General features: G+C 70.0%; 16 protein-coding genes. 10 read left to right on the top strand and 6 right to left on the bottom strand.

Translation table 11 applies throughout. The features are described 5' to 3' along the window. The first annotated feature begins 61 nt into the window (after positions 1–61). From ASF40_RS01585 to mnhG, 6 genes are read left to right on the top strand one after another with little or no spacing between them, the layout of a single operon-like run. Positions 62–2,995, top strand: coding sequence for a Na+/H+ antiporter subunit A (locus ASF40_RS01585; RefSeq protein ID WP_056365475.1), 2,934 nt, complete (start codon positions 62–64; stop codon positions 2,993–2,995). Next, complete coding sequence (locus tag ASF40_RS01580; protein WP_082496792.1) at positions 2,992–3,537, top strand: Na(+)/H(+) antiporter subunit C; 546 nt, start codon at positions 2,992–2,994, stop codon at positions 3,535–3,537. Before ASF40_RS01585 ends, ASF40_RS01580 begins: the two co-directional genes overlap by 4 nt. Further along, entirely contained in the window at positions 3,534–5,117 is a 1,584-nt protein-coding gene (locus ASF40_RS01575) for a Na+/H+ antiporter subunit D (RefSeq protein ID WP_056365472.1), read from the top strand. The genes ASF40_RS01580 and ASF40_RS01575 overlap by 4 nt, the downstream gene beginning before the upstream one ends. Further along, positions 5,114–5,713 carry a Na+/H+ antiporter subunit E gene (locus tag ASF40_RS01570; protein ID WP_082496791.1) on the top strand — a complete coding sequence of 200 codons (600 nt, stop codon included), beginning with the start codon at positions 5,114–5,116 and terminating at the stop codon, positions 5,711–5,713. The genes ASF40_RS01575 and ASF40_RS01570 overlap by 4 nt, the downstream gene beginning before the upstream one ends. Then, entirely contained in the window at positions 5,710–5,976 is a 267-nt protein-coding gene (locus ASF40_RS01565; RefSeq protein WP_056365468.1) for a monovalent cation/H+ antiporter complex subunit F, read from the top strand. Before ASF40_RS01570 ends, ASF40_RS01565 begins: the two co-directional genes overlap by 4 nt. Continuing rightward, positions 5,976–6,332 (top strand): monovalent cation/H(+) antiporter subunit G, encoded by a 357-nt coding sequence (gene mnhG, locus ASF40_RS01560; RefSeq protein ID WP_056365465.1) that lies wholly within the window; start codon positions 5,976–5,978, stop codon positions 6,330–6,332. The genes ASF40_RS01565 and mnhG overlap by 1 nt, the downstream gene beginning before the upstream one ends. Positions 6,333–6,336: 4 nt before the next feature. Here the strand turns inward: mnhG and ASF40_RS01555 are convergent, their stop codons facing one another. Next, positions 6,337–6,885 carry a CGNR zinc finger domain-containing protein gene (locus ASF40_RS01555; RefSeq protein ID WP_056365462.1) on the bottom strand — a complete coding sequence of 183 codons (549 nt, stop codon included), beginning with the start codon at positions 6,883–6,885 and terminating at the stop codon, positions 6,337–6,339. An 83-nt stretch (positions 6,886–6,968) separates the two neighbouring features. Between ASF40_RS01555 and ASF40_RS01550 the strand changes: the two genes are divergently transcribed. Together ASF40_RS01550 and ASF40_RS01545 are read left to right on the top strand one after the other, a co-directional pair. Next, entirely contained in the window at positions 6,969–7,412 is a 444-nt protein-coding gene (locus ASF40_RS01550; protein WP_056365459.1) for a VOC family protein, read from the top strand. A 27-nt stretch (positions 7,413–7,439) separates the two neighbouring features. Beyond that, positions 7,440–7,622, top strand: coding sequence for a hypothetical protein (locus ASF40_RS01545; RefSeq protein ID WP_056365455.1), 183 nt, complete (start codon positions 7,440–7,442; stop codon positions 7,620–7,622). 3 nt (positions 7,623–7,625) lie between these two features. Here the strand turns inward: ASF40_RS01545 and ASF40_RS01540 are convergent, their stop codons facing one another. Next, a complete protein-coding gene (locus ASF40_RS01540; RefSeq protein ID WP_056365450.1) occupies positions 7,626–10,226 on the bottom strand; it encodes a penicillin acylase family protein in 2,601 nt (866 codons plus the stop codon). 234 nt (positions 10,227–10,460) lie between these two features. Here ASF40_RS01540 and ASF40_RS01535 point away from each other — a divergent pair, with 234 nt between their 5' ends. Then, positions 10,461–10,802 carry a hypothetical protein gene (locus ASF40_RS01535; RefSeq protein ID WP_056365447.1) on the top strand — a complete coding sequence of 114 codons (342 nt, stop codon included), beginning with the start codon at positions 10,461–10,463 and terminating at the stop codon, positions 10,800–10,802. 58 nt (positions 10,803–10,860) lie between these two features. On the opposite strand, the gene ASF40_RS01530 is transcribed toward ASF40_RS01535, so the two are convergent. From ASF40_RS01530 to argG, 4 genes are all read right to left on the bottom strand, one after another. After that, complete coding sequence (locus ASF40_RS01530) at positions 10,861–12,714, bottom strand: YhgE/Pip domain-containing protein (protein WP_056365442.1); 1,854 nt, start codon at positions 12,712–12,714, stop codon at positions 10,861–10,863. Next, the gene (locus tag ASF40_RS01525) at positions 12,711–13,475 is read right to left on the bottom strand and encodes a hypothetical protein (RefSeq protein ID WP_056365439.1); all 765 of its coding nucleotides are present in this window, start codon (positions 13,473–13,475) and stop codon (positions 12,711–12,713) included. The genes ASF40_RS01530 and ASF40_RS01525 overlap by 4 nt, the downstream gene beginning before the upstream one ends. After that, a complete protein-coding gene (locus ASF40_RS01520) occupies positions 13,472–14,113 on the bottom strand; it encodes a TetR/AcrR family transcriptional regulator (RefSeq protein WP_056365435.1) in 642 nt (213 codons plus the stop codon). The genes ASF40_RS01525 and ASF40_RS01520 overlap by 4 nt, the downstream gene beginning before the upstream one ends. Before the next feature lie 263 nt (positions 14,114–14,376). Then, complete coding sequence (gene argG / locus ASF40_RS01515) at positions 14,377–15,819, bottom strand: argininosuccinate synthase (RefSeq protein ID WP_056365431.1); 1,443 nt, start codon at positions 15,817–15,819, stop codon at positions 14,377–14,379. A 237-nt stretch (positions 15,820–16,056) separates the two neighbouring features. On the opposite strand from argG, the gene ASF40_RS01510 reads away from it, so the two are divergent. After that, on the top strand, positions 16,057–23,061 hold the full coding sequence (locus ASF40_RS01510) for a DUF5979 domain-containing protein (RefSeq protein ID WP_056365428.1): 7,005 nt from the start codon (positions 16,057–16,059) through the stop codon (positions 23,059–23,061). Positions 23,062–23,092: the final 31 nt, after the last annotated feature.

Raw genomic sequence — 23,092 nt, 5'->3', positions numbered from 1 at the left:
GCCTGGGCTTTGCGCAGTCCTCCTCTGACTTGCGCCTGCCGACGACCCCGAGGAGGCCCGAATGCTCCTCGTTCTCGGCGCGTTCGCGGTGGTCCCGATCCTCCTCCCATGGCTCGTGGCGCGTATCGGCGCACGCGCGTTCTACATCGCGGCGATCCTCCCCATCACGGGCTTCGTCTACGCCGCAGTGCTCACCCCGCAGGTGCTCGCGGGTGACATTCCGTTCGAGACATACGCCTGGATCCCGCCGCTCGGGATCGACCTCTCGATGCGGATGGACACGCTGTCGTGGCTCATGACGCTGGTCGTCACCGGCGTCGGCGCGCTCGTGATGATCTACTGCCGCTGGTACTTCCGCGGCAAGAAGGAGAACCTCGGGCAGTTCGCGGCGGTGCTGCTCGCGTTCGCGGGGGCGATGTACGGGCTCGTCCTGACGGACGACCTCGTCGTCCTCGTGATGTTCTGGGAGGTCACCAGCGTCCTGTCGTACCTCCTCATCGGGTACTACAACAAGCGCGCGGCGAGCCGTCGTGCCGCGCTCCAGGCGCTTCTCGTGACGACTCTCGGCGGACTGGTCATGCTGATCGGCGTCGTGCTGCTCGTGGTCGATGCCGGGACGTCGAGCATCTCGACGATCCTCGCCGAGGCCCCCACGGGCCCGATCGTCGACGCCGCGCTCGTGATGATCCTCGTCGGCGCGCTCAGCAAGTCGGCGATCTTCCCCTTCCACTTCTGGCTCCCCGGTGCCATGGCCGCGCCGACCCCGGTGAGCGCCTACCTGCATGCGGCGGCCATGGTGAAGGCGGGCATCTACCTCATCGCCCGCTTCGCGCCCGTCTTCGCGATCGCCCCGCCGTGGCGGCCGATCGTGATCGCGCTGGGCGTCTTCACCATGCTGCTCGGCGGCTTCCAGGCGCTGCGCGAGACCGACCTCAAGCGCGTGCTCGCCTTCGGCACCGTGAGCCAGCTCGGCCTTCTGACCGTCGTGCTCGGCTACGGGACGAGGGATGCTGCGCTGGCAGGTCTCGCGCTGCTCTTGAGTCACGCCCTCTTCAAGTCGGCGCTGTTCCTCGTGGTGGGCGTCATCGACCGCCAGCTGTCCACCCGTGACCTGACCGAGCTCTCGGGCGTCGGTCGTCAAGCGCCGGTCATGGCGACGTTCTCGATCATCGCCGTCGCGTCGATGATCGGCATCATCCCCACCATCGGCTTCGTGGCCAAGGAGGGCGCCCTCGCGGCGCTGCTGCACGAAGCTCTCGGCGGTGCCGTGTGGGGGATCGTGGCGCTGGTCGGAATCGCCCTCGGCTCCGTGCTGACCGCGGGGTACGGCATCCGTTTCCTCTGGGGTGCGTTCTCGACGAAGCGCGCGGCGAACGGCGACCGCATGCCCGACACGGAATGGCCGGACCCGCCGATCGGATTCCTCGTGGCGCCGATCGTGCTCTCGGGGCTCACCGTCATCGCCGGAGCCGCCGCACCCTGGCTCGACAAGGCGTTCGCGCCGTACGCCGATCAGGCGCCGGTCTCGACGCCCGGTGTGCCGGCGCCCGCGCACCCCGCTCACCTCGCCCTCTGGCACGGGCTCGAGCCGGCGCTGTGGATCTCGCTCGCGACGATCGCGATCGGCGTGTTCGTGTTCTGGCTGACGCGGGGCTGGCGTCCCGCCAAGCGCCTGCTGCCGTTCACCGCAGCCGAGGTCTACAACGGCGCGCTGCGTGTCATCGCGCGCCTGTCGGTCGTCACGACGAGCCTCACGCAGCGCGGTTCGCTGCCGGTCTACGTCGGAACGATCTTCGTGGTGTTCGTCGCGGCTGAAGCGACCGCGCTGCTCGCGAGCGACGACTGGCAGGCGAAGCTCGACGCCTACCAGACACCCACGCAGCTGCTCGTCGCGCCCATCATGATCGCGGCCGGACTCATCGCGATCCGTGCGCGCAAGCGGTACACGGGCGTCGTGCTGGTGTCGGTGACCGGCCTCGGCATGGTGCTGCTGTTCGCGACGAGCGGCGCGCCCGACCTCGCGCTCACCCAGATCCTCGTCGAGACGGTGACGCTCGTCGCGTTCGCACTCGTGCTGCGCCGGATCCCGTCGCGGCTGGGCGAGCACAACGCGTCGGTGTGGCCGGTCGCGCGCGCGGTGCTGGGTGCGGCGGTCGGCATCACGATGGCGCTCGTCGCGATCGTGGCCACCAGTGCCCGCGTCGAGAAGCCGATCTCGGACGCGTTCCCCGACCTCGCCTACGAGCTGGGGCATGGCAAGAACGTGGTGAACGTCGCCCTCGTCGACCTGCGCGGCTGGGACACCATGGGCGAGCTGTCGGTGCTGATCCTCGCGGCGACGGGTGTGGCATCCCTCGTCTTCGTCACCCACCGCGCCGACACGCTGTCGCGGGCGATCTCGTCGCTGCCCACCGGAGCCACGCGTGCCCGTCGGCCCCTCGTCGAGACTTCCGACGGCCTCCGCCAGCGCGGCGACGAGCGTGGCAGCGGGCGCATGGCGTGGCTCGTCGGCGGCCAGCGCGTACGGCCCGAGAACCGCTCGATCATGCTGGAGGTGATCGTGCGGATCCTCTTCCACACGATCATCATCGTGTCGCTGTACCTGCTCTTCGCGGGTCACAACCTGCCCGGCGGCGGGTTCGCCGGCGGCCTCGTCGCGGGCATGGCACTCGTCATGCGCTACATCGCGGGCGGCCGCTATGAGCTCGGCGCCGCTGCACCGACCGACGCCGGACGCCTGCTGGGCACGGGCATGACCATCGCCGTCGCGTGCGCGATCGTGCCCGTGTTCTTCGGCGACCAGCCGCTCACGAGCTACTTCTGGGAGTGGGACGTGCCGATGCTCGGCCACGTGGAGTTCGTCACCTCGACGCTGTTCGACATCGGCGTCTACCTCGTGGTCATCGGGCTCGTGCTCGACGTGCTGCGCAGCCTCGGCGCCGAGGTCGACCGCCAGGCGCAGGAAGCGCGCGAGCAGGGGGTGAGCGTGCCGTGAACGCCTCGCTCGTCCTCATCATCGTGATGGCGGTGCTCTACGCCTGCGGCGTGTACGCCATGCTCGAGCGCAGCCTCACGCGCGTGCTCATCGGGTTCCTGCTGCTCGGCAACGCGACGAACCTGCTGCTGCTCATCGTCATGGGAGCCCCGGGCGTCGCGCCGTTCTTCGGCTCGGCACCCGTCGACGAGATGTCGGACCCGCTCCCGCAGGCGCTCACGCTCACCGCCATCGTCATCACCTTCGCCGTCTCGGCGTTCCTCCTGGCCCTCATCTACCGGTCGTGGCAGCTCGGCCAGGCCGACACCGTGGCGGACGACGAGGCCGACCTCGAAGTGCGCGAGCGCGCCGCCGAGGCCGAGGAGACGATGGACGAGGAGACCGAGATCGAGGACGCCGACGACGACGCGACCACCGACTTCGTCGGGACCGACACCGCGCCGATCACGATCCTCGGCGCGCGCGACTTCGCGGGCCTCCGCGATGACGCCCCGGTGGACCGCCCCTCCCCGGATCCGCAGGATCGGGGTGACGACGCATGATCCAGATCGCGCCCGCCCTCGTCCCGCTGCTCGTCACGCTGCCCCTGCTCGGCGCCGCCATCGCGCTCATCGCAGGCCGGCACCGCAAGACCCAGGTCGTGGTGTCGGTCGTCACCCTGAGCGCCGTCACCGTCATCGCGGCGATCCTCCTGTACGTCGTCGACACCGGCGACCAGCCGATCGCGGTGTCGGTCGGGGGGTGGCCGATCCCGTTCGGCATCGTGCTCTACGTCGACCGGCTCGCGGCCCTCCTCGTGGTGGTGTCGAGCATCGTGCTGCTCGCGGTCCTCCTGTTCTCCGTCGGTCAGGGAGCCGCCGACGGCGACGACGACACGCCGGTCTCGATCTTCCACCCGTCGTACCTGATCCTCGGTGCGGGCATCTTCAACGCGTTCATCGCCGGCGACCTCTTCAACCTCTACGTCGGCTTCGAGATCCTGCTGGTCGCCTCGTACGTGCTCATCACGCTCGGCTCGACCGAGTCGCGCATCCGCACCGGCGTCGTCTACATCGTCGTGTCGCTGGTCTCGTCGATCCTCTTCCTCGCCGCGATCGCCATGATCTACGGTGCCCTGGGCACGGTGAACATGGTGCAGATCTCCGAGCGCATGGGCGAGCTGCCGCAGGAGACGCAGCTCATCCTGCACCTCATGCTGCTGCTCGCGTTCAGCATCAAGGCGGCCGTCTTCCCGCTGTCGTTCTGGCTGCCCGACTCGTACCCGACCGCTCCGGCGCCCGTCACCGCGGTGTTCGCCGGATTGCTGACCAAGGTCGGCGTCTACGCGATCATCCGCACCGAGACCGAGCTGTTCCTCGACAACGACGTGAACCAGCTGCTGATGTGGGTGGCGCTGGCGACCATGATCGTGGGGGTGCTCGGCGCCGTCGCCCAGGCCGAGCTGAAACGGATCCTGTCGTTCACGCTCGTGAGCCACATCGGCTACATGATCTTCGGGCTCGCGATCGCGACGCCCGCCGCGATCGGCGCGACGATCTACTACATGGTCCACCACATCGTGGTGCAGACGACCCTGTTCCTCGCCGTCGGCCTCGTCGAGCGCCGCGCGGGCTCGACCTCGATCCTGCGGGTCAAGGGCCTCATGAAGGCGGCCCCCGTGATCGCGGTGCTGTACTTCATCCCCGCGATCAACCTGGGGGGTCTGCCACCGTTCTCGGGCTTCATCGGCAAGTTCGCCCTGTTCGACGCCGCCGCGCAGGTCGGCACGCCGATCATGATGGTGCTGATGGTGGGCGGCATCCTCACCAGCCTCCTCACCCTCTACGCACTCATGCGGGCGTGGAACCTCTCGTTCTGGCGTGAGGACGAGGACTCGGCCGAGACCGAGGCCCGCATCTCGTACCTGGGCTCGGCGCCTGCGGCCGGCATCGAGACCGAGCGTCGCGTCATCCCGAAGATCATGACCGCGGCGACCACCGGCATGGTGGCCATCACGGTCGCGCTCACCATCTTCGCCGGGCCGCTGTACGACGTCTGCACGCGCATCGGCGAGGCGCTGCTGCAGCCGGTCTCGCTGACGCAGCTCGAAGACGACGCCGCGGGAACGGAGAAGGCGCCGTGAGCCCCGACCTGCCCCAGAGCCGGCTTCGTCGCGGATTCGCGACCGCGTGGCGGCAGCTGCCCTTCTTCGTGTGGCTCATCGCCCTGTGGATGCTGCTGTGGGGCCAGTTCACGTGGCTCGCATTCCTCACCGGACTCGCTGCGGCGCTCGTCGTGACGCGCGTCTTCCGCCTGCCGCCGGTGGAGCTGTCGGGTCGCGTGAACCTGTGGTGGGGCCTCGTCTTCGTCGTCGAGTTCCTCCTCGCGGTGGTGCAGGGCTCCCTCACGGTGGCATGGCAGGTGCTCGACTTCCGCCGCCGGCCCGGGGCCGCGATCATCGCCGCTCAGCTGGTCACCGACGACGACCTGATCATGACGCACACCGCGGTCACAGCATCCCTCATTCCGGGATCCCTCATCGTCGACACCGATCGCGACCGGCGCATACTGTACCTGCACGTCATCGGCGTGCGCGACGACGCCGACGTCGAGAAGCAGCGCGCGAGCGTGCACCACTGGGAGGAGCGCATCGTGCGCGCCGTGGGCTCGCACGCGCAGCTGCAGGCGATGCGCGACGCCGCGCCCCACGGCACGGTGGATCGAGGAGGTGCCCGATGAACATCCTGCTGCTCGTGATCTACGTGATCTTCGCGGTCGCGGCGCTGCTCACGCTGTGGCGCATCGTCATCGGACCGTCGATCCTCGACCGAGCCGTGGCATCCGATGTTCTCCTCACGCTCGTGATGTGCGTGCTCGGTGCCGAGATGGCGATCAACCACCACACGCGCACGCTCCCGGTGCTGCTCATCATCGCCGCCGTCGGCGTGTTCGGATCGATCTCGATCGCCCGGTTCGTGGCGAGAAGGGACCAGGACCGCTGATGGACGCCATGCTCGATTTCGCCGCCGTGATCCTGATCCTCATCGGCGCGCTGCTGTGCCTGACCGCCGCGATCGGCGTGCTGCGGTTCCGGGATGTGCCGACCCGCCTGCACGCCGCGACCAAGCCGCAGGTGCTCGGGCTCATCCTGATCTGCCTCGCGATCGCACTGTCGCTGCGGTCGTGGCCGGTCGTCGCCTTCCTGGTGCCGGTCGTGCTCATCCAGCTGGCCACCGCCCCGCTCTCGGCGCACATGGTGGGACGCCAGGCCTACCGCAACGGCACCATCGACGAGACCGGCCTGTACGTCGACGAGCTCGCCGAATCCAAGCGCACCCCGCCCGCCTCGGGCGGCTGACGCGTCAGGTCGAGCCGCTCTTCTGCCGCTCACGATAGGCCTTGGCCTTCATGCGGCTGCCGCACGTCGCCATCGAGCACCACTCGCGGCGATGGCCGCGCGAGTGGTCGAGGTACACCTGCGTGCACTCGGGTCGCGCGCACTCGCGCAGCAGCGCCGTCTGCTCGCCGCCGATGATCTCGACGGCCTCGCGCGCGATGTGCGAGAGCGCCTGCCGCGGTGTGCCGGACCGCGCCCAGCCGTCGGGCGTGAGCGCGGCGGTGAGCGGAGGCGTCGCCGCGGCGGCGTTCAGCCTGTCGACGGCCTCGGCCGGGAGCGGCTGGTCGTGGAGGCGCGACCACACCAGCGCGTAGATCGTCTCGCGAACTTCGATCGCAGCACGGAGGTCTTCGGCGACGGATGCCTCGGCCCGGGGAACCAGGCCGGACTCGACGAACCATGCATCGAGGTCTGAGGGGGCAGCGAGCTTCTCGGTGGGTTCGTCGTTGCGGCGTGCGCGCAGCGTGCCGACGAAGTCGAGGCTGAGCGTGCCGCAGGGGAAGGCGTGGATCACATAACCATTTTGACAGGTAACGGGAATGCATGGCACGGTAGTCACCGTTCTAACCGGTAACGCACCGATCGAAGGAGAATCCCATGGACCTGAAGCTCGAAGTCGTCGTCATCCCCGTCGCGGACGTCGACCGTTCGAAGGCCTTCTACGAGAGCCTCGGCTTCCGCCTGGACGCCGACTTCCGCACCGAGCGCGGGCTCCGCGTGGTGCAGGTGACCCCTCCGGGGTCGGCGGCGTCCATCATCTTCGGCGACAAGCTCACCACGGCAGAGCCGGGCTCGACGCAGGGGCTGCATCTCGTCACGGCCGACATCGCCGCCGCCCGCGCCGACCTCGTCCAGGGTGGCGCCGAGGTCAGCGAGCTGTGGCACGACGCCGACGGCGTCTTCCACTGGGCCGGCACCGACAACCGCGTCGCCGGGCCGCACCCGTCCGTCGACAGCTACGGCACATTCGCCTCGTTCGCGGACCCCGACGGCAACGGCTGGGTGATCCAGCAGATCGTCACGCGCGCACCCGGGCGCTGAGCGGGAAGGACACCGACGATGACACGGATGCCGCTCCCCGACGCCGAAGCACTGCTCAGGGACCTCCTCACCCGCACCGCGGAGGCACACGGCCGTTTCGAGAGCGAGGAGCTCGGCGGGGTCTACGACGAGGCGTGGCCCCGGTGGTACGCCGCCTTCATGGCGCGGGAGCTCGCCGCCGACGGGTACGTGATCGAGCGGGCGGCCTGACCCTCAGGGCTTCAGCACGAGGGTGTCGGTCGTGGCCGCCTCGACGGCCTCGGGTGTGAACGCCCAGGGCGTGAGCTCCGCCTTCTGCCACGACTCCACCTGGTCGATGTAGTTCGTGTGGAAGGCGTGGCCGCTCTCGCCGGTGAGCTGGTTCCAGCGTGACGCGTCGAAGTCCGACAGGTCGACGATCATCCGCATCGACGGCACGGTGACGGTCGAGAAGCTCTGGGTCAGATCCCAGCCGGTCGCATTCACGACCGACGAGCCGCCGCCGACCGGGAACGGCCCGCGGTTGAAGAGCCACTCGATCGCGGCGATGCCCGACTTGCCGAAGCTGCCGTTCTCGAGCGGAAGGGCGTGCAGGGCGCCCCAGTTCCACCGAGAGGGGTTGTCGCCCTGGGCGTCGACGAGTCGCTCGTACGCGTCGATCGCCGAGCGCTTCAGCATGTCGGTCATGCCGTCCACGCCGAGCTCGTCATTGACCCACCAGGGCGACGTCTCGTCGTCGAGCAGGGCGTCCATCACGAGGAACTGACGGCCCTGCCCGGTCATCGGCGCCGCGTTCGCGCGACCGTCGACGAACACGTTGCCGGCGAGGGTGTCCCACAGCACGTTCGCGTACGCGGCGGCCGCCGAGTCGGCGCTGCTCTGCGCGTCCCACTCCTGCAGCAGGTCGAGCGCCGCATCCGTCTCGTCATCGCCCGTGGTGATGCCGGCGTAGGCGGCGGTGAGGCGCATGCCGATGAAGGAATAGTTGTCGGCCTGGATCGCGTTGAGGTCGTCCGCCGTCACCGGGCCCTGGGCGATCGCGCGGTCGATCAGCTCCGTGATGCGGGCCGCACGCCAGCCGTAGTCCCAGTCCCGCGTGAGCGGGTAGGCGTAGTCCTGCGTGATGATCGCGTTGTTCGCGGTGACGATGTAGCCCTCGGTCGGGTTGTACGAGACCGGAAGTTCCTCGAACGGAATATATCCCTGCCACGCGTACGCCGAGTCCCACCCGGGCTGCGGCATCGAGCCGTCGCCCGCGCCGCGGATGGGGAGCTTGCCGGGCGTCTGGTAGCCGATGTTGCCGTCGACGTCGGCGTAGATGAGGTTCTGCGCCGGCACGTCGAACAGGGCCGCGGCTCCCCGGAAGTCGTCGAAGTCCTTCGCGGTGTTGAGGGCGAAGATGGCGGATGCCGTGGTCCCGGGCTGCAGTGCGGTCCAGCGCAGGCTCACCGCATAGTCGCCCTCGGGTGCGTCGGCGGGCGCCTCCGTCACGGTGCCTCCGGTGCCGATGTACGGGGCCTCGGCGATCGCGGTGAAGTCGTCGGTGAGGCCCGAGATGATCGGTCCGTTCGCCGTGGCACGCACGTCGAGCTCGACGTCTTCGGAACCCGCGACCTTGAACGTCTCGGTGTGCGTCTCGAGGGGCACGAGGGCGCCGTCGTACCAGTACGAGTCGCCCTCGACCTTCTCGAGGTAGAGGTCGGTGACGTCGGTGGTGAGGTTCGTGAAACCCCACGCGACGCGCTCGTTGTGGCCGATCACCACGCCGGGAAGCCCCGAGAAGCCGAAGCCGGCGACGTCGAACGGGCACTCCTCGGTCACGGTGGAGCACTTGAGCTGGATCTGGTGCCACACGCTCGGCAGCGACGCGCCGAGGTGCGGGTCGTTGGCGAGCAGCGGCATGCCGGTGTCGGTGACGCTGCCCGACACGACCCACGAGTTCGAGCCGATGCCCTCGCCGGCGTCGCCGACGAGCTCGCCGACGGCTTCGATCACGCTGCCGACCTCGGTCCATTCGATCGACGAGGTGGACGCGTCCGTCTCGGGGAGGTCGGGAGCCGTGCCGACCGCCGGCACTGTGGAGATCTTCGGCACGATCACCGGGTTCCGATCGAACGGGTACGCCGGGTAGAGCTGGTCGATCTCGGCCTGGGTGAAGTCCGGCGCCATCACCGCGCGCTCGGTCTCGCTCTCGATGTTGCTGCGGAGGTCCCAGGCCATCGCCTTGAGCCACGCGACCGAGTCGGCGGGCGTCCACGGTTCGATCTCGTAGTCGGAGTTCTGCAGACCCAGCACGGCGTACTCGAACGACGCGTCGGCGCCCTGGTGATCGGCGAGGTACGCATTCACGCCGTCGGCGTAGGCGTCGTAGTACGCGCGCTCGGTGGCGTCGAGGGCGTCGACCTCCTGCTCTGCGATGTCGTGCCAGCCGAGGGTGCGCAGGAACTTGTCGGTGCCGAGCTGCGACGCGCCGAACATCTCCGAGAGGCGTCCGCTCGTGACGTGCCGGCGGAAGTCCATCTCCCAGAAGCGGTCCTGCGCGTGCACGTAGCCCTGCGCGAAGAACAGGTCGTGCGACGAGTCCGCGGTGATCGTCGGGATGCCGAGCACGTCGCGCTGCACCGTCACCTCGGCCTCGAGGCCGGGCGCCTTCACCTCGCCGCTCAGCTGTGGGAACGAGCGCTGCGCCGTGTACGTGACAGCACCCACCGCGATGAGGGCGAGCACCACGACGGCCGCGAGGATGCTGAACAGGATGATGCCGATCGTCCTCCCCGCGGACCGGCGATGCACGGTGTCGTCGACGGCGTACGGAGAGGGCTGGGGCTTCGACATTGAAAGGGCTTTCCGGGCGGGGTGGGGGGATCCGCGGTGCCGGACACCGCGACATTCGGTGTCACGCGCGTTCGGGTCGCACCGGCACCATCCCGCATGCTAACCCCGAGTCGTGTCTCGCGCCGAATCGCGTGGGGTTTTCACCGCGCGACCGGGCTCTTGTCGGGAGCGCTGCGTGCTGTCAGACTCTTCCCGTCACTGGCCGATCTCAACTGGGGGAGATCCACTATGCCCATGCACACGCGCGCTTCGCGCAGGGCGACTGCTCTTGCAGCCGCCGTCTCACTCACCGCGGTCGTCGCGCTCGGGAGCGCCGCACCCGCATTCGCATCGAAGCCCGCCGACGGCACGCACAAGGTCGCGTACTGTCACGCGACGCACAGTGCGAAGAACCCGTACGTCTACATCGAGACCGACAAGCTCGCCGTCGTACGCGCCCACGAGAAGCACCAGGATGACGAGGACATCATCCCGGCCTTCTGGTACGAGCGTCACGGCGAGGTGCTGTGGTTCCCCGGCAACGGGGACGCGTCGCAGATCGGCGACGGCACCTGCGACGGCGGCGGAGTCGGCTGAGAGGCACTGATCGACACGGATGCCGCGGGCCGCGGCATCCGTGTCGTCGGAGCGCCCGCTAACCGATGACGCTCGGCTGCAGGTCGCGGAGCGTCCGGAAGTGGGTCATTCGGGTGACGCCGATCGCGGCGATCGCGCCCGCGCCGACGAGCCAGGCGAGCAGCACGGCGAGGTCGAGCCAGACGCGGTCGGCGCTGCCGCCGTACATGACCTGGCGCATCGCGTCGACGACGTAGCCCATGGGAAGCACGTGGTGCAGCGCCGCCAGCGGTGCGGGCAGCGTCTGCCACGGGAACGTTCCGCCGGCGGTCACGAGCTGCAGCACCATGAGCACGAGGCCGAGGAACTGCCCGACCGAGCCGAGCCACACGTTGAGCGCGAGCACGATCGCGGCGTACGTCGCCGAGGCGAGCAGCAGGATGCCGAGGGTCGCGAGCGGGTGTGCGAACGAGAAGCCGAGCGCGAGCGAGAGCACGCCGAAGAGGCCGAGCATCTGCACGCCGCCCAAGAGGGCAGGGGTGGCCCACCCGGCCAGCGTGATGCGGATCGGCGAGTGCAGCGCGGTCACCGCGCGCTTCGAGACCGGCTTGACGATGAGGAACAGCGCGTAGATGCCGATCCAGCCGGCGAGTGCGGCGAAGAACGGCGCGAGGCCGGCGCCGTAGTTCTGCGCCTGCGTGAGCGACGAGCGCTCGACCTCGACGGGGGCGGCGAGGGTGTCGGCCTGCGCGTGGCGGGTGTCGGCGTCGTACGACGGCAGTCGGGCGGCGCCCGCGGAGAGCCCGTCGCGCAACTGTGTCGCGCCGTCTTCGAGCTGAGTGAGCCCGCTGTCGAGAGTAGCCGCGCCATCGCGCAGCTGTGCGGCGCCGTCGGCGGCCGTCGCGGTGCCCGAGGCGAGCGTGGACGATCCTGCCGCGACGGATGCTGCTCCCGCCGAGACCTGCTGCGCGCCGGAGTTCAGCCGGTCGATCTGCGCGACGGCTCCCTGCACGCGGTCGTCCACGGCATCGAGCCGCTCGCCGACCGGGTCGAGCGTGGCGAGCACATCATCGATCCGGGCCTGGTCGAGGCAGGCCTCACCGAGCTTCGCGGCGATGTCGTCGCGAACCTGCGGCAGCGCCGAGATCGCGGACGAGGATGCGGCGCCGATCCGATCGGCGATGGCGTCGAGCTGTGCGGTGCCTCCGGCGACCTGCGACGCGCCGTCGGCGACCTGTGCCGCGCCGGCAGAGAGCTGAGCGGCACCGTCGCGCAGCTGTGCGGTGCCGTCTGCGAGCTGCCCGGCACCGGAGGAGAGCTGCGATGCGCCGTCGCCGGCCTGCGCGAGACCGTCGACCAGCTGCGAGGCGCCGGTGGCAGCATCCGTCAACTGCACGCGGATGGTGTCGAGGGCGTCGAGCATCGTGAGACCCGCCTCGGCCACGACCTTCTCGGTGATCGTCGCCTGGATGCGCTCGACCGCCTGCGTGCCGATCGTCGAGGCGAGGTAGTTGTTGGCGTCGCTGGTGCGCAGCACGATGTCGGCCGTCCGCGGCTCGCCGGTGGTGATCGACGCGATGGCCGCCGTGAAGTCGGCGGGCAGCTCGATCGCGAAGTCGTAGTCGCCCTCGTCGAGTCCGGCGTCGGCCTCGTCGGCGGTGGCGAGGTGCCAGTCGAAGGTGCCGTCCTCGATGAGCTCCTGCGCGACCTCGTCGCCGAGATTGCGGTCGGCGCCGTTGAGTTCGGCGCCGGTGTCGGCGACGACGAGCGCCACCGGCACCTGGTCGAGTTGGCCGTACGGGTCGCGGTTCGCCCACAGGTACAGCCCGCCGTAGAGGATCGGCACGACCATGAGGGCGATCAGCGCGATGAGCGACATGCGGGTCGACGCGAGCCGCCGGAGCTCGGCGAGGATCATCTGGGGGACCTTCATGCCCGGCCCCCCTTCGTGGGTGCGGTGATCCTGCGGACACGAGGTCGTCCGATGGTCCGGGGCGTTTCGGCTCGCTTCGCTCGCTCAACGACCGGAAGGGGGGTCCGCCCGGCGACCGAGAGGGAGGTCCGCGCGGCGACCGGGAGGGAGGTCCGTCCGGCGACCGGGAGGGGGGTCCGCCCCGCGACCGGCTCCGACGCCTGGCCGGCGATCACGAGCACCGCGTAGCCACGCGCGGCGAAGTCCTCCGCCACGGCCCACCACACGGCAGGCTCGCCGCCATGGCGGTCGGGGGAGACCAGCACGATCGCCTCGACGCCCTTTCGCAGCGCCGCCAGCTCGCACAGCGCGCGCACGCGGGCGGCGGGGTCGACGTTCGAGACGGGAACGGATGCCTCGTCCCCGAGGCCGTGCTCATCCAGCCAGCGCCGCACCGCGACGGGGTCGGACCGGCGTCCGGCGAACATGAGCTCCTCGGCGGCGACGCCGGCGAGCGTGACGTTGGGCTCGGGCTCCGACACCTCGGGAGCATCCACCAGGGCGACCCGGCGGCGAAGTGCCGAGGCATCCGTCCTGCCGTCCAGCGTCACTCGGCCGGTGTCGGGGCGCATGCGGCCCGACGCGATGAGTCCGAGCACGGTCGGCCGCTGCGCAGTCTCGGCGGCGACCAGCGTCGCGACGCCGGTCTCGAAGGCGGCCGAGGTCGCGGGCAGCGCGTGCTCGCGGCGGCCCTTGCCGACCGCATCGAGCGCGACCCTCACGCGCTCGCCGCCTCGGGGGTGGCGACGATCTCTGGGTGCTCGTCGAGCAGGGCGTCTGCCTGGCGCCACGACAGCCCGGCGATGCTCAGCACGGCGCGCACCGCGAGGTCGCGGGCGGCGGGCGACGAGGCGTCGATGCGGGTGATGACGGTGCGCGCAGTCTCTTCGACGAGGCGCGCGAGCGTCGGGGCGGCGACGTCGGTGCGCAGCACCTCGGCGTCCTGCCCATCGCGCACGATGCGCACGACGGTGCGGCGCAGCGGTGCGAGGGCCGTCGCCGTCTCGTCGAGGTGGGCTTCGTCGAGGGCGATCGCCGCGAGCACCTGCACGTGCGCGGCTTCGTTCCACAGGGCGGCGGCGAGACGGGCGAGTGCGACCCGCGCGTCGGCGTCGTCGATCGAGGCGGCGACGGCGTTGAAGCGTGCCGCGCCCTGCGCGACGAGCTCGCGCACCAGGGCGTCGCGGTCGTCGAAGTGGCCGTACAGCGCCCGGCGCGAGAGGCCCGCCTGGCGGGCGATGGCGTCGACGGAAGCGCGAGGGTCGTGCGCCAGGGCCACATGAGCCGCGGCGAGGATGCCCGCGCGGTTCTCGAGGGCATCGCGCCGCGGACGGCGCGCAGCATCGATCGGGGAGGTCATGCCTCCAGGCTAGATAAGTTGCACAGTAGTGTGCAACTTATCTCGGTGACTCACGGGTGAGGTCCAGCTTTCGGCGACTCCACGCCCTCCACGGCTGCGAAGTCCGGACTTCGCAGGCGGGAGATTGCGCCGGGTTGCGAGCGGGGTCCGGGTTTTGCGGCTTTCTGTACGGAAACAGCTGCGAAGTCCGGACATCGCCCGTTGGAGGAGAGGGTGGGGCCGCCAGGCGGAGGGCGAGGCGGGCGGAGGGGGGGCAGTCCGGGTCAGTCGGTTCCCAGGTCGAACGCGGACGCCTCGTTCGCGGCATCCGTCGCCTCTGCGAGCTCTTCCTGCGCGGCGCTGTAGTTCTCGGCGCGCTCGGTGATCTCGCCGGCTTCGCCCTGCGTGAGGTGACCGACGAGCTCGCCCGTCGCGCCGCCGATGAGACCCTTCGACGCGTAGTACTCGAGGCGCACGCGCGAGTCGGCGATGTCGAGGTTGCGCATGGTGAGCTGGCCGATGCGGTCGGTGGGACCGAACGCGGCGTCGCCGACGCGCTCCATCGAGAGCTTGTCGGGGTGGTACGACAGGCGCGGGGCGGTGGTGTCGAGGATCGTGTAGTCCTCGCCGCGGCGCAGGCGCAGCGTCACCGAGCCGGTGATCGTCGAACCGACCCACTTCTGGATCGACTCGCGCAGCATGAGCGACTGCGGCTCGAGCCAGCGGCCCTCGTACATGAGGCGGCCGAGGCGACGACCCTGCTCGTGGTACGTCGCGAGCGTGTCTTCGTTCAGGATGCCGTTGACCAGGCGCTCGTACGCGGTGAACAGCAGCGCCATGCCCGGCGCCTCGTAGATGCCGCGGGACTTCGCCTCGATGATGCGGTTCTCGATCTGGTCGCTCATGCCGAGGCCGTGGCGGCCGCCGATGCGGTTGGCCTCGAAGACGAGCGCGACCGGGTCGGCGAACTCGACGCCGTTGAGGGCGACGGGGCGGCCGGCCTCGAAGGTGACAGTGACGTCCTCGGTCTCGATCTCGACCGACGGATCCCAGAAGCGCACGCCCATGATGGGCTCGACGGTCTCGAGCGACACGTTCAGGTGCTCGAGGGTCTTCGCCTCGTGCGTCGCGCCCCAGATGTTCGCGTCGGTGGAGTAGGCCTTCTCGGCGGAGTCGCGGTAGGGGAAGCCGTGCTCGACGAGCCACTCGCTCATCTCCTTGCGGCCGCCGAGCTCGGTGACGAAGTCGGCGTCGAGCCAGGGCTTGTAGATGCGCAGGGCCGGGTTCGCCAGCAGGCCGTAGCGGTAGAACCGCTCGATGTCGTTGCCCTTGTAGGTGGAGCCGTCGCCCCAGATGTCGACCCCGTCCTCCTTCATGGCGCGCACGAGGAGCGTGCCGGTGACGGCACGGCCGATCGGCGTGGTGTTGAAGTAGGTGCGGCCGCCCGAGCGGATGTGGAACGCGCCGCACGCGAGGGCGCCGAAGCCCTCTTCGACGAGCGCGGGCTTGCAGTCGACCAGGCGCGAGACCTCGGCGCCGTACTCGAGCGCGCGGCTCGGGATGGCGTCGATGTCGTCCTCGTCGGGCTGGCCGAGGTCACCGGTGTAGGTGCAGGGGATCGCGCCCTTGTCGCGCATCCACGCGACGGCGACGGAGGTGTCAAGGCCTCCCGAGAAGGCGATGCCGACGCGCTCGCCGACGGGCAGGGACTGGAGGACCTTCGACATGGCCTCAAGTCTAGTTAAGGGGACGGATGCCGCCCCGCGATGCGTCGGCCGTCACACCAGTCACGCCAGCAACAGTGGCGCCGTGCCGACCAGCCTGGCTAGGCTGACCGCGAGGTGTGAATCCGGTCGTGACTTCGGGAGTGTGACCGGCCCATTCGTCGCAGTGCCAGTGGACCGGGGGGTCACTTGTTCTCCAGAGCGCGCTCACGTATCGCGGCAGCCGTCACGATCCTCGCGGTGGCCGCCGCGACGCTGATCGCACCGGCAGCCGTGGCCGCCCCGATCCTGCCCGACCCGCAGGCGGGCGACATCACGGCGGTGGCGACGCTCGACAAGACCGCGTCGGTCACCGAGGTCGCGCCCGGTGAGACCTTCACGTACACGCTGACCGTCGGCTGCTCGGCCATCACCGATCTCGGCTGCCGCGGGGCGGTGCTCACCGATGTCGTGCCAGCGCCCTTCGTGGTCGTGGAGGCCGTTGTCGGCGGAGGAGCCAACACCGCCGCCGAGCCGGTCATCAGCGGCAACACCGTGACGGTGACGTGGACGACGCCGCTCGGCGACGGCACCGTCGGCATCCTCGACAACACGACGGGCATCGTCGAGATCACGGCGCAGCTGCCCGCCGACGTCTCGTACGACGTCAGCGGAACGGCCGTGATCAACGAGGCCACGATCGAGGGCACGAACTTCGCGGACGAGGACGCCGTCGCCCCGGTGACGCCGATCGTGCCGCTGGAGCTCGCGACCACCGCGACCAAGACCTTCACCCCGACGGAGGCCATCGCCACGCCCGGGGCCGCGGTCTCGGCTGCACTCGGCGGCACGAACACCTCGAATGCGACCGTCGAGTCGCTGTCGATCCAGGATCCCGTCGACCCCGAGGCCGCGCCGAACCCCTTCGACTCGCTCGCCTTCGCCTCGTTCGGCACGGTGACGCCTCCGACCGGTGCCGACCCCGCCCTGACCACCTACGAGGTGTACGTCGACGGCGCGTGGGTCGAGGCACCCGGCGGGGCGCTTCCGGCCGGGGTCACGCCCGACGAGATCAAGGGCACGCGCGTGACCTTCCGCGGGGCGATCCCTGCGGGCGCCACGGGCTCCGTCGCGCTGAACCTGACGGTGACGGATGCTGCGGCATCCGAGCCCGATGGAACCTCGGTGCCGAACGACGTGCGGTCGACGGTCGCGATCGGCGACGAGACCGCCACCGGCGACGCGGAGGCGTCGTTCACGCTTCGTCAGAACACCGTGACGGTGGCCGCCAGCAAGTCGTTCAGCCCGGACCTGGTCATCGCCGGCGAGTCGACCACCGTCACGATCGGCGGGCGCAACGCCTCGACGATTCCGATCGATACGCTGACGATCCGAGAGCCGACGAGCGGGACGTTCCCCGATGCGTACACGTTCGGCGGGTTCACGGGGCCGGTCGACTGGCCGGCCGGCGCGACGTCGGGGGAGGTCGAGTACGTCCTCTCGGACGGGACCTTCGTCGTCGTTCCGTTCGCCGACGGCACGGTTCCTGCACTCCCCGACGGGGTGGACCCCGCCGACATCGCCGCGTTCGAGTTCACCTTCACGGGCGACATCATCCCCGGCGGCGAGACCGAGATCCCGTTCACAGTCGACACCGACCCCGACCTGACCGGACTCCCGCTCACCGTGCCGAACATCGTCGGCGTCGAGGGCGAGAACGCCGGCACCACGGGGACGGCCGAGGCGACAGACGACCTCTACATCTACGACGAGGTGCTCGAGCCGTACATCTCGAAGCAGATCCGGCCGACGCCGATCCTCGCGGTGCCCGGCGAGGTCGTCACGGTCACATTGAACGGCGGCCTCACCGAGCGGCCGTCACCCCCCGACAACCCCACCGGCACCACCGGACGCGCCCAGCAGGTCGTGATCCAGGATCCCGAGGATCCGGTCGAGGGCGACCCGTGGTGGAACGCGTTCGACCTGACTGCGATCACGCAGACGCCGGTGCCGGCCGACTCGACGCTGACGATCGAGTACTACGACACGACGACCGGCACGTGGGAGACCCTCGCCGGGCCGATCGACGGGCCGACGATCTACTCGCAGCAGGTGCCGTCCGACATCAGCGACGTCGCAGGCGGCGTGCGGTTCGTCTACGACTACACCGGTGATGCCGGCGGCTTCGCGCCGGGCACCGACTTCGCGCCGAACTTCACCTCGTCGCTCCGCGCGGAGGGCCGCTACACGGAGGTGCCGCCGTTCAGCGATGACGAGAGCACCTTCGTGCCGAACTGCGCGCAGACGGATGCCTCGAGCGAGAACCCGAGCGTGCCCGACGGGCAGGCCGTGATCCCGCCCGACGACTGCCCCGTGCTCGAGCTCATTCCGCCGGACCCCGGCAACGCCGACCTGATCGACAAGTCGTTCGGCACGTCGAGCTCGGGCGGCAACAAGTCGGTCATCGCGCGCTCGGGAGACACGATCCCGTCGACGCTGCGCTGGTCCACCGGCGGCTACTCGAACCTCGAGCACGTCGACATCATGGACACTGCCGATCCGCCGCGGACGCTCGTCGTCGACAGCGTGTACGACGCGTTCGACCTCGTCCGCGTGGAGCCGATCACCCCCGCCACCGACCCGCTCATCGCCTACGATGCCGTCCGCAGCGTCGAGCTGTGGAACGGGACCGCGTGGGTGGACGCAGCGAACGACCCTTGCCCCAGCGCCTGTGCGGGGCAGTTCCCCGGCATGGCGCTCACGACGGCCGAACGGGCATCCACGATCGGCGTCCGGCTCATCTTCGAGGAGAGCCCTGACCGCGCAGCCGCGTCGGCCGGTGACCCGACGGCGCCGCCCGTGGGGTCGGGCGTCGCCCGCTCATTCGCGAACGACCGGCCCGTGACACTCGTGTGGCAGGTGCGCGACGAGCGCCGCAGCGACGGCACGGCGGTGCTCGGCGACGAGCTCTACAACCTCACGACGGACGGAGTCGTGCGCAACACCGCCCGGGCCACGGGCTATCCCGTCAGCGGTGGGACGATCATCGCCGAGGATCAGGACGACGTCATCATCGTCGACGTGCCGCTGACGACGACGACCGACAAGAATTGGCAGGGCGGCCCGCTCGCGGTGCCGAACGACCCCGACATCCTTCCGAGCCAGTACCCGCTCAGCCGGGTCACCGTCACCACGCGCAACACGACGCCGGCCAAGATCGACATGCTGCAGATCACCGACACCGCCCCGGGCTCGGTGACCGATCGGCGCCAGGATCCGTTCCAGGCGTTCACCTTCAACAACTTCGTCCGGATCGACCAACCGTCGGGGACGACGGGGACCGTGGTCACGCTGTCCTGCTTCGGCGGCGGTCCGATCGAGCTGACCCGAACCGAGGCGCTCGCGCTCACCCCGAACACGATGCCCTGCGACGTGTCGGGCGTGCAGGTGACCTACACCGGTCGCATCGCGTCGAACGCCGCGGGAGTGGTCGAATTCGACCTGCGGTTGCGTCCCTTCTGGCAGGGGACGACCGAGCGGGTGTCGGTCGGCGATTCGCCGATCGCCAACACGGCCGAGGGCGTCATCGCCGATGTCGACCCGTTCACGACCTGCCCGCCGCCGGAGGGCGCCCGCTGGGCCTGCGACGACGCGTCCGCGTCGATCGCGCTCGAGGAGCCGACGTTCTCGGTCAGCGCAGGCAAGACGATCGCGCCGGCGCAGCAGAAGGAGAACGACTTCTCGCCGGTCACAGTGACGCTCACCGGTCAGCCAGGCGGATCGGCCCGCGCGTACACGATGCTCATGACCGACGACGACCCGACGTTCTGGAACGCGATGGACTTCGTCGGGCCCGACCCCGACTGGCAGCTGCCCCCGCCCATCGGCAAGGTGCAGGTGTGCTACCTCGACGGCGGCGACTTCACCGACGCGAACGTGGTCGCCGACACGGTCGGCGGCACCTGGACGTGCATGCCGCGTCTGGGAGACCTGTCGGTCGCGGCGGCCAAGACGTTCCTCGAGAACGCGCCGAGCACGCTGCACGGGCTGAGCTTCCAGTTCTGGTCGGATGTCGAGCTCGGCTGGACGAACCCGGTCAATCCGATCATCAACGTCCCGTTCTTCGTGCAGCGCCGTGCGGACCTTCGCACCGGCGAGCCCACCCCGACGACGCGCAGCGATCAGGTCCCCGCGCCGGGGGAGCAGGATGCGGGCGTCTTCTTCGACACGGTCACCGTCGAAGGCATCTCGGCCCAGGTCGGGCTCGGAGATCGGCTCACCGCTGAGGAGACGGCCGAGGCGGAGTACCGCAACCTGCACCTGCAGGCATCCGTCAACGTGGTGAAGTCCCCGACCGGGGACGTGCGTCCGGGCGTGGAGATCCCGTTCACCCTCGCCTATACGAACACCGGCGAGCGGGCGCTGACCGACGTCGTCTTCACCGACGAACTGCCGTTGACCGCCACCGGCGAGCCGCAGCTGATCTTCAACCCCGACCGGGACCCGAGCGTCCCGCCGTGGTCGTTCGCGCTCACCGGCGCTGCCCCGACGCCGCCGGGCGGGGATCCGCTTCCGACCGACCCGGCCGACGTCGAGGTCGAGGACCTCGGCACGAGCATCGTCTTCACGATGCCGGAGGGATCGGTGCTCGAGCCCGGGCAGACGTACACCATCACGCTGCGCATGATGCTGCGACCCGGCCTCACGCCGAACGACTCCGTCACCAACACGGCGACGGTCGACGTGGCCGAGCCGCTCGACGAGTGCGTGCCCAGCTACGACGAGGCCACCGGACTGTGCGCCGACACCGCCACCGTGAGGCCGCTGGCGGTACCGGCGCTGAGCACCGTCAAGTTCGTCCGTGCCGACAACCCGCCGAACCTGCCGGACGTGCCGAACGTCCGCAGCGACGACGCGAACTTCACGTGCGAGGGCTCCGCGACGGCCGACGGGTTCTACCGCTACCCCTGTGTGCCGCTGACGCTGCCCGGCGACACCGAGACGTGGCGTCTGCACGTCACCAACGCGGGCACGGTGCCCATCTCGAAGCTCGTCTCGATCGACAACCTGCCGACCCCGGGCGACCAGGGTCTCATCGTGGTCATTCCGCGCGGCAGCCAGTGGCAGCCGACGTTCGTCGGCGACGCCGCCCTCATCGTCGACCCGACGACACCGGCGAACGCGCAGATCTCGCTGTTCTATTCGACGGCCTCCGTCCCCTGCACCGCAGACCTCAATCCCGTCGGCACCCCGTGCGCTCCAGGCGCCTGGCTGCCGCTGGACGACTCGGTCGACCCGTCGATCGTGCGCAGCATCAAGGTGACGGTGGACTTCCCCGGTGAGGAGAAGTTCGAGCCGGGTGACTCGCTCACGCTCCAGTTCACGACGCGCACCACTCCGACCGCGCAGGTCGTCAAGGATCAGCCGACGGCGTACAACACGATCTCCACCGGCGGCGCGGCGCTCAGCGGCGCGGCGACCGTGCTCGTGCCGGCCACCGAGGGGCGCCGCGTGGGCGTCGCGTACCCGACCGGCTCGATCGCGCTGCAGAAGATCGTTTCGGGCCCGGCCTCCGGGTTCGCCCCCGATTCGTTCCCGGTGCAGCTCGTCTGCACGATAGACGGCATCCCGGTGCAGGGACTGCCCGAAGTCGACCTCGTGCCCGGCGCGGATCCGACGGTGATCGACGGGCTGCCGCTCGGAGCCGAGTGCACGGCCACCGAGGGTCAGTGGGGCCAGACGCAGACCGACATCGGCACCGCGACCGTCACGCTCGACACCGAGGAGATCGGGCTCGTCACGGTCGAGAACATCTACGACGTCGCCGCGCTGCGCATCAGCAAGGCGGTGGACACGGATGCCGTGGACAGTGGAGGCGACCCGATCCCGTATGGTCCGTTCACCTTCGGGGTCACGTGCGAACTCAACGGCCAGCCGGCGTACGCCGACGGCTACGGCCCCGACGCGCCCATGGTCGAGGAGATCACCCCCGATCAGACGTGGGCGCTCGACGGGCTCCCCGTCAACGCGACGTGCACGGTCGAAGAGACCGACGCCCTCGGCGCCGAGGGCACCACGATGCAGGTCGACTCGGACGAGCCCGTCGAGGGCACGTCGGTGAACGTGACGATCCAGGACGAGACCGAGGTGCAGGTGCTCGCGACGAACTCCTTCGGGGCCGGATCGTTCCGCATCGTGAAGCAGCGCACCGGAGACGCCGCCGAGGTCTTCGGCGCCGGGCCCTTCGAGTTCGCCGTCGTCTGCACTCTCGACACCGGCGGTGCGATCCCCCGCATCGTGTGGGCCGGGTTCCTCACGCTCGACGAGGGCAACGGCTACGAGGCGCGGGTCGACGACGTGGCTGCGGGAGCGAGCTGCACAGTCCGGGAGACGGAGGACGGCGGGGCGACATCCGTCGAGATCCGCACCTCGCCGTTCGTCGTCGAGTCCGGCGGCACCGAGGTGGTCACGGCCGTCAACACCTTCGATGCCGGATCGCTCACGGTCACCAAGGTGATCGACGGTGACGGCGCCGAGCTGTGGGGCGCCGGGCCGTTCACCGTCGTGCTCGCGTGTGTCGACCAGGATGGCGAGCCGGTGGATGTACCGGACGCCGAACAGGTGCTGAGCGCTGACAGCGAGACGCCGTACACCTACACGTGGTGGCCGCTGCTCATCGGTCTGGAGTGCACGCTCACCGAGACCGACACCGGCGGCGCGCACGCGACGACCATCACGGATGCCGAGGGCGAGCCGGTCGAGACCATCGAGGTCGTCGAGGGCGAGACCGACGTCACGGTGACCAACACGTTCGACGTCGGGCAGATCGAGGTCCTGAAGACCGTGTCGGGCGGCGACGCGTCGCTGCACCGGACCGACACGTTCGAAGTGACCGCGTCGTGCACGTGGAACGGCTCCGCGATCGACGTGCCCGGTGGCGCCGTGCGTGAGCTCACGACGGCTGCGCCGGTCGTCTACGAGGACCTCCCGGTCGGCGCCGAGTGTGCCGTGACCGAGACCTCGAACGGCGGAGCGGATGCCGTCACGTACACGCCGGCGGATCCCGATGGTGCGAACCGCGCCGTCGTGACGGTCGGCGGTGCGGACGCAGCATCCATCACCGTCGACAACCGGTTCGACAGCCCGCTGCCGGCGACGGGCGCGGACGGGGCGCGCGTCGCGGCACTCGGGGCGATCGGTGCGCTGGCGATCCTCGCGGGTGTGTTCGCGATGGTGGTCGTGCGTCGACGGAGCCGGAGCGTCTGACGACGATGGGCGGGTGCCTCATCGCACCCGC

It is taken from the genome of Microbacterium sp. Leaf288 (genome assembly GCF_001422925.1).
Taxonomy (GTDB): Bacteria; Actinomycetota; Actinomycetes; order Actinomycetales; family Microbacteriaceae; genus Microbacterium.
The sequence above is the reverse complement of the archived record's forward strand: the minus strand, read 5'-3'. Positions and strand labels throughout refer to the sequence as shown.

What these genes read in the sequence shown, in the direction of transcription:
- ASF40_RS01585 (WP_056365475.1), top strand. Translation starts at nt 62, where the DNA reads ATGCTCCTCGTTCTCGGCGCGTTCGCGGTGGTCCCGATCCTCCTCCCA.
- ASF40_RS01575 (WP_056365472.1), top strand. Translation starts at nt 3,534, where the DNA reads ATGATCCAGATCGCGCCCGCCCTCGTCCCGCTGCTCGTCACGCTGCCC.
- ASF40_RS01565 (WP_056365468.1), top strand. Translation starts at nt 5,710, where the DNA reads ATGAACATCCTGCTGCTCGTGATCTACGTGATCTTCGCGGTCGCGGCG.
- mnhG (WP_056365465.1), top strand. Translation starts at nt 5,976, where the DNA reads ATGGACGCCATGCTCGATTTCGCCGCCGTGATCCTGATCCTCATCGGC.
- ASF40_RS01550 (WP_056365459.1), top strand. Translation starts at nt 6,969, where the DNA reads ATGGACCTGAAGCTCGAAGTCGTCGTCATCCCCGTCGCGGACGTCGAC.
- ASF40_RS01545 (WP_056365455.1), top strand. Translation starts at nt 7,440, where the DNA reads ATGCCGCTCCCCGACGCCGAAGCACTGCTCAGGGACCTCCTCACCCGC.
- ASF40_RS01540 (WP_056365450.1), bottom strand. Translation starts at nt 10,226, where the DNA reads ATGTCGAAGCCCCAGCCCTCTCCGTACGCCGTCGACGACACCGTGCAT.
- ASF40_RS01535 (WP_056365447.1), top strand. Translation starts at nt 10,461, where the DNA reads ATGCACACGCGCGCTTCGCGCAGGGCGACTGCTCTTGCAGCCGCCGTC.
- ASF40_RS01530 (WP_056365442.1), bottom strand. Translation starts at nt 12,714, where the DNA reads ATGAAGGTCCCCCAGATGATCCTCGCCGAGCTCCGGCGGCTCGCGTCG.
- ASF40_RS01520 (WP_056365435.1), bottom strand. Translation starts at nt 14,113, where the DNA reads ATGACCTCCCCGATCGATGCTGCGCGCCGTCCGCGGCGCGATGCCCTC.
- argG (WP_056365431.1), bottom strand. Translation starts at nt 15,819, where the DNA reads ATGTCGAAGGTCCTCCAGTCCCTGCCCGTCGGCGAGCGCGTCGGCATC.